Raw genomic sequence first — 5,974 nt, forward strand, 5'->3', positions numbered from 1 at the left:
CTGGGCCGCGCCGGCAAGCGCGTGGTGCGGCTGAAGTCAGGCGACCCGCTGGTGTTCGGACGCGCCGGCGAAGAAATGGCGGCGCTGCGCGAGGCCGGCATCGCCTATGAGGTGGTTCCGGGCGTCACCGCTGCCTTCGCCGCCGCCGCCGATTTCGAGCTGCCGCTGACGCTGCGCGGCGTTTCGTCGTCGATGGTGTTCACCACAGGCCACGACCTCAAGGGCAACTCGCTGCCCGACTGGGCCAAGCTTGCCATTTCGGGCGCGACCGTTGCCGTCTATATGGGCCGTTCGGTGGCTGCCGAAGTCGCCGGCCGGCTGATCGAAGCGGGACTGTCGCCGGACACTGCAGTTGCCGTCGTCGAGAATGCCAGCCTCGGCAACCGCCGCCGTTTCCACGGCACGCTTGCCGACCTGCCGTCGCTGGAGGAGCGCGCCGATCTCACCGGACCGGTGATGACGATCATCGGCGACGCCGTCGCCGGCGCCAATTTCGAACAATCCGAGCCGCTCGCGGCACGTAAGCATGAGGGCGCGGCTTCAGCCGTGGCCGAAGGAGTCCGGCAATGAAGGTTCTCACCGCAAACAGGCTCTCCGACGGCATCGCCGTCTGGTACGCCGACGGCGGCTGGGCGGAGACGGTTGGCCACGCCGATATCGCGCATGACAAGACGGCGGAGGACCGGCTGGAAGCAATCGGCGCCGCGGCTGGCGCCAACAATGAGGTGGTCGACGTCAACCTGATCGACGTCACGGTGGTCGATGGCCTGGTCGAGCCGGTGCGGCTGCGCGAAAAGATCCGCGCCGCGGGCCCGACGATCCGCACCGATCTCGGCAAGCAGGCGAGCCCGGAAGCGGCACGGGCGGCTTAACCAACGAAAGCAGCGGGCGGACGCGCCCTGAAAGACGAAGCATGTACCGTTACGACGAGTTCGACCAGGATTTCGTTCACGCCCGTGTCGCCGAGTTCAGCGACCAGGTGCAGCGCCGGCTTGCCGGCGAGATCACCGAGGACCAGTTCCGGCCGCTCAGGCTGATGAACGGCGTCTATCTGCAACTGCACGCCTATATGCTGCGCATCGCCGTGCCCTACGGCACGCTGAACAGCAGGCAATTGCGCATGCTCGGCCACATCGCGCGCAAATACGACAAGGGCTACGGCCATTTCACCACGCGCCAAAATATCCAGTTCAACTGGCCGGCGCTGTCGGACATCCCGGCGATCCTCGCCGATCTGGCGAGCGTCGAGATGCACGCCATCCAGACCAGCGGCAACTGCATCCGCAACGTCACCGCCGACCATTTCGCCGGAGCCGCCGCCGACGAGGTCGCCGATCCGCGCCCCTATGCGGAAATCCTGCGCCAATGGTCGTCGGTGCATCCGGAGTTCTCGTACCTGCCGCGCAAGTTCAAGATCGCGGTGACCGGCGCCGAGCGCGACCGCGCCGCCATCCAGACGCATGACATCGGCCTGCATCTGAAAAAGAACGCGGCCGGCGAGCTGGGTTTCGCCGTTTATATAGGCGGCGGCCAAGGCCGTACGCCGATGGTGGCGAGAAAGATCCGCGACTTCCTGCCGGAGTCGGAGTTGCTGTCCTATTGCACGGCCATCCTGCGCGTTTACAACCTCTACGGCCGCCGCGACAACAAGTTCAAGGCGCGCATCAAGATACTGGTTCACGAGACCGGCGTGGAGGAGATCACCCGCCAGGTCGAGGCCGAGTGGCAGGCGCTGAAGGACGCCGAGCTCAAGCTGCCGGAAGCCGATATCCAGGCGATCAACGCCTATTTCGCGCCGCCGGCGCTGGTTTCCCGGCCGGAAGGCGATGATGCGGTGAAACAGGCCAGGCTCGATTCCAAGAGCTTTTCGGAATGGCTCGACCAGAATGTCGTGACGCATCGCCATCCCGACTATGCGGCGGTGACGATCTCGCTCAAGGGCATCGGCGAGGTGCCCGGCGACGCAACGGACAGCCAGATGGAAGCGGTTGCCGACATCGCCGAGAAATACGCCTTCGACGAATTGCGCGTCAGCCACGAACAGAACCTGATCCTGCCGCATGTGGCGCGCGCCGACCTCAAGGCCGTCTATGACGCGCTGGTCGAGATCGGCCTGGCGACAGCCAATTCCAATCTGATCAGCGACATAATCTCCTGCCCGGGCCTCGATTATTGCGCGCTGGCCACGGCGCGCTCCATTCCGGTGGCGCAGGAAATCTCGCGCCGATTCGCCTCGCTGGAGCGGCAGCGCGAGATCGGCGAGCTGAAGCTGAAGATCTCCGGCTGCATCAATGCCTGCGGCCACCACCACGTCGGCCATATCGGCATTCTGGGCGTGGAGAAGAAAGGCACCGAGCTCTATCAGGTGACGCTCGGCGGTTCGGCCGACGAAAACACATCCGTCGGCGAGATCATCGGACGCGGCTTCTCCTCGGATGAGATCACCGATGCCATCGAGCAGATCGTCGATACCTATCTCGGCCTTCGGCTCAGTCCCGACGAACGTTTCATCGACGCCTACCGCCGTGTCGGTCCCGCGCCGTTCAAGGAGGCGCTCTATGCTGGCGAAACCAAGGCCGCTTGACCGGACGGGCGAAGTCGAGACCGGCGTTGCCGCCGAGGCAGCGGGGCTCGACGCGCTGTTGGGCCATCTGAAGCCGATCGAGATCATCGAACGGTCGGCGCACGAATTCCGCGGCGCGGTCGCCGCGGTGTCTTCCTTCGGCGCGGACTCCGCCGTGCTGCTGCACATGATTTCGGAGATCGACCGCTCGCTGCCGATCATCTTCCTCGACACCGGCAAGCATTTCGAGGAGACGCTCGGCTATCGCGACGCGCTGGTCGCCGATTTCGGCCTCACCGACATCAGGGTGATCAAGCCGGAAGAGGCCGCGCTCCAACGCGTCGACCCGACCGGCAGGCTGCACGAGACCGACACCGATTCCTGCTGCAATGTGCGCAAGGTCGAGCCGCTGGCCCGCGGCGTCGAACCGTTCCGCGCCTGGTTCACCGGGCGCAAGCGCTTCCAGGCTTCGACGCGCACGGCTTTGCCCGTCTTCGAGGCCGTCGGCTCGCGCATCCGCATCAATCCGCTGGCGCATTGGACGACATCGGACCAGGCCGACTATATGCGGGCGCATGCGCTGCGCGAAAATCCGCTGGTCGCCTATGGCTATCTCTCGATCGGCTGCTTTCCCTGCACGCAGCCGGTGCAGCCGGGCGAGGATGCGCGCAGCGGCCGCTGGGCGGGGCACGCCAAGACCGAGTGCGGCATTCATTTGTCGGGCTTAGAGAAGTCGCTGACCGACGCCTCGCTTTAGGTTATATCGCTATTCACGTGATGTCGGCCGAAAGCGGGTTCCGGTGCTGGCGGCCTGCCGGCTCGCTTGGGACTCTTTGGAACTTTAGGAATTTTGATGACTGGATCGACGACAGCGGGGACCCGCCTCTGGACCCGTGACGGTTTTCGCGAGGATGAGTGGACCCACGCCGAAAGCGCCGAGGCGCTTGCCGGCAATGGCCGTTTCATCCTGCCGCTGCAGGCTTTTCTCGGGCTGGATGAAGAAGTTCGCAAATCAGCCAAGGAGCGCCTCGGCGTCCTGCTGCAGCCCGGCGACGAGCTGGACAAGATAACCGGCCTGCTCGACCAGCTGTCGCTGGTGGCGCTGGCCTTCCCGGCCTTCAATGACGGCCGCTCTTTTTCCAAGGGCGAATTGCTGCGCGCCCGGCATCAATTCAAGGGCGCGGTGCGCGCCACCGGGCAGGTGCTGGTCGACCAGCTGCCGCATATGCTGCGGCTCGGCTTCGACGAGTTCGAGGTCTCCAATCCGGTGCTGCTGAAGCGGCTGGAGGAAGGTCGCACCGGCGGCTTGCCGCTTTACTACCAGCCGGCGGTCGAACCGGAGGCCAAGGGTCCAAAATATTCCTGGCGGCGCAAGCGCCCCAGCTGATGCGGCATTTCATACGACCAATGAAATCGCTGTGGTCCGACCAGCGTCACGCATTTTGTTGGCCAGCTTGGTTCAAGATAGGTTTGGAAAGCTCGCGGTGCTGGTCTGGTCAGACCACATTGGTGATTCGGGCTTCCGCTTCGGCCGACCTGCCCTTAGGATAAGGCCATTACTTCGTACCGCGAAATAATGGCCTTATCCTAAGGGAGGAAGCAGCATGGCAGGCAAGAAGATATTGATGCTCGTTGGCGAGTTCAGCGAGGAATACGAGATTTTCGTCTTCGAGCAGGCCATGCACGCGGTCGGCCACACCGTCCATGTCGTGTGCCCGGACAAGAAGGCCGGCGACGTGCTCAAGACCTCATTGCACGACTTCGAGGGCCACCAGACCTATACCGAAAAACCCGGTCACGATTACATCCTCAACAAGACCTTCGCCGAAGTGAACCCTGCCGACTACGACGCTGTCTATGCGGCGGGCGGCCGCGGGCCGGAATATATTCGCATCGACAAGCGCGTGCAGGCGCTGGTCAGACATTTCCATGAAACCGGCAAGCCGATCTTCACCATCTGCCATGGCGCGCAGATCCTGATCGCGGTCGACGGCGTGGTGCGCGGCAAGGAAGTAGCGGCGCTGCATTATTGCGAGCCGGAAGTGACGCTCGCCGGCGGCATCTATATCGATGTCGCGCCGACCGGCGCCCATGTCGACGGCAATCTGGTTTCAGCCAAGGGCTGGCCGGGCCTTGCCGCCTTCATGCGGGAATGCCTGAAGGTGCTCGGCACCGAGATCCGTCACGGCGAAGTGCTGATGCGTGACGACAGGAAGGCGGCCTGAAACTTGTCAATTGCGGCGCGCGGCTATTGACGCCGCCGGCCGCCTGCATTCTCCGCCTCGGCGCCGTCGAGACGGTCAAGCAGGTCGGTCAACTGCCGGGGCATTTCCTTTTCAAGGCGAAATACCGGCAATGTGCGCAGAAAGCGCTTCGTCGCCTCGCTGCCCGCCTGTCGCCTGATATCGTTGGCCAATTCGACGCGCCTATGGCCGTTGTTGCCGTTCATCGTCCCAAAATCCTGTGTCGGTTTCGAAACTCCTGCAGCCAGTCCATGGTTCCCGTGCCAGCGTCCGAGAGCAAGCAAAGCTGCGTGATACGGTAAAGTTTGAATTAATTCGGAACGGTAGCCCGACGCCAGCCGCCTGCGCTTGCCCCTTGATTTTTGGCCTCCAAACCTCGATATCGGGCGCAAATCCAGAGCAATTCGAAATGACGGGAAACGCGATGAGCGACCAGGCAAAAGACGAACGCACGCCCGAAGAGATGGAAGCCGCCGAGGCTTCCGGCGAGCGTGCGGAGGGTGGCATCGACGGCGACTACGAAGCGCTGGTGCGGCTGCTGAAGGAAAACGAGGAACTGAAGGACCGCGCGCTGCGCACGGCGGCCGAAATGGAGAATTTGCGGCGGCGCACCGCGCGCGACGTCCAGGACGCCCGCGCCTATGCCGTCGCCAATTTCGCGCGCGACATGCTGTCGGTGTCTGACAATCTGCGCCGCGCGCTGGACGCGATTCCCGCCGAGGCGAAGGCCAGCGGCGACGCCGGCTTCAAATCGCTGATCGAAGGCGTCGACCTCACCGAGCGCGCCATGCTTTCGGCGCTGGAGCGCCACGGCGTGAAGAGACTCGCCCCCGAAGGCGAGAAGTTCGATCCGAACTTCCACCAGGCGATGTTCGAGATCCCCAATCCGGATGTTCCCGCAGGCACCGTCGTCCAGGTGGTGCAGCCGGGCTACTCGATAGGCGAGCGCGTGCTGCGGCCAGCGATGGTCGGTGTCGCCAAGGGCGGCCCGAAGGCGGCCGCCGAGGCCAAGGTCGAGCCGGGCCCGGTGAACGAGCAGGCCGAGAAAGATGCGTGAGTAGGGGAGTAGGGGAGTAGGGGAGTAGGAAATAGATAGCACAAGTCGCGTGAATTGTACGGCCGCTATGCCTTACTCCCTACTGCCCTATTCCCCTATTCCCCTATTCCC

The 5,974-nt window shown here is 63.9% G+C and carries 8 protein-coding genes; 7 read left to right on the plus strand and 1 reads right to left on the minus strand.

The features are described from left to right. The 6 genes from FJ980_RS28910 to FJ980_RS28935 form a co-directional block, all read left to right on the plus strand. The coding region (locus FJ980_RS28910) for an SAM-dependent methyltransferase (RefSeq protein ID WP_246676587.1) at nt 1-570 on the plus strand (570 nt) is incomplete at its 5' end. Continuing rightward, on the plus strand, nt 567-872 hold the full coding sequence (locus tag FJ980_RS28915) for a DUF2849 domain-containing protein (RefSeq protein ID WP_140547052.1): 306 nt from the start codon (nt 567-569) through the stop codon (nt 870-872). The genes FJ980_RS28910 and FJ980_RS28915, both read left to right, overlap by 4 nt. Before the next feature lie 41 nt (nt 873-913). Next, a complete protein-coding gene (locus FJ980_RS28920) occupies nt 914-2,584 on the plus strand; it encodes a nitrite/sulfite reductase (protein WP_140547053.1) in 1,671 nt (556 codons plus the stop codon). Further along, nucleotides 2,559-3,320: a phosphoadenylyl-sulfate reductase gene (locus FJ980_RS28925; RefSeq protein WP_140547054.1), complete on the plus strand. Its 762-nt coding sequence runs from the start codon at nt 2,559-2,561 to the stop codon at nt 3,318-3,320. Before FJ980_RS28920 ends, FJ980_RS28925 begins: the two co-directional genes overlap by 26 nt. A 96-nt stretch (nt 3,321-3,416) precedes the next feature. Beyond that, nucleotides 3,417-3,950, plus strand: a complete 534-nt coding sequence (locus FJ980_RS28930; protein ID WP_140547055.1) for a DUF934 domain-containing protein — start codon at nt 3,417-3,419, stop codon at nt 3,948-3,950. Nucleotides 3,951-4,167: 217 nt separating this feature from the next. Then, on the plus strand, nt 4,168-4,788 hold the full coding sequence (locus FJ980_RS28935) for a DJ-1/PfpI family protein (protein ID WP_095769249.1): 621 nt from the start codon (nt 4,168-4,170) through the stop codon (nt 4,786-4,788). A 23-nt stretch (nt 4,789-4,811) separates the two neighbouring features. Here FJ980_RS28935 and FJ980_RS28940 read toward each other — a convergent pair whose 3' ends face one another. Then, complete coding sequence (locus tag FJ980_RS28940) at nt 4,812-5,012, minus strand: hypothetical protein (protein WP_140547056.1); 201 nt, start codon at nt 5,010-5,012, stop codon at nt 4,812-4,814. Between the two features lie 218 nt (nt 5,013-5,230). On the opposite strand from FJ980_RS28940, the gene grpE reads away from it, so the two are divergent. Next, nucleotides 5,231-5,863: a nucleotide exchange factor GrpE gene (grpE, locus tag FJ980_RS28945; protein WP_140547057.1), complete on the plus strand. Its 633-nt coding sequence runs from the start codon at nt 5,231-5,233 to the stop codon at nt 5,861-5,863. Nucleotides 5,864-5,974 lie beyond the last annotated feature (111 nt).

Origin of the sequence: Mesorhizobium sp. B1-1-5 (genome assembly GCF_006443065.1) — a bacterium.
In the GTDB taxonomy this organism is placed as follows: Bacteria; Pseudomonadota; Alphaproteobacteria; order Rhizobiales; family Rhizobiaceae; genus Mesorhizobium.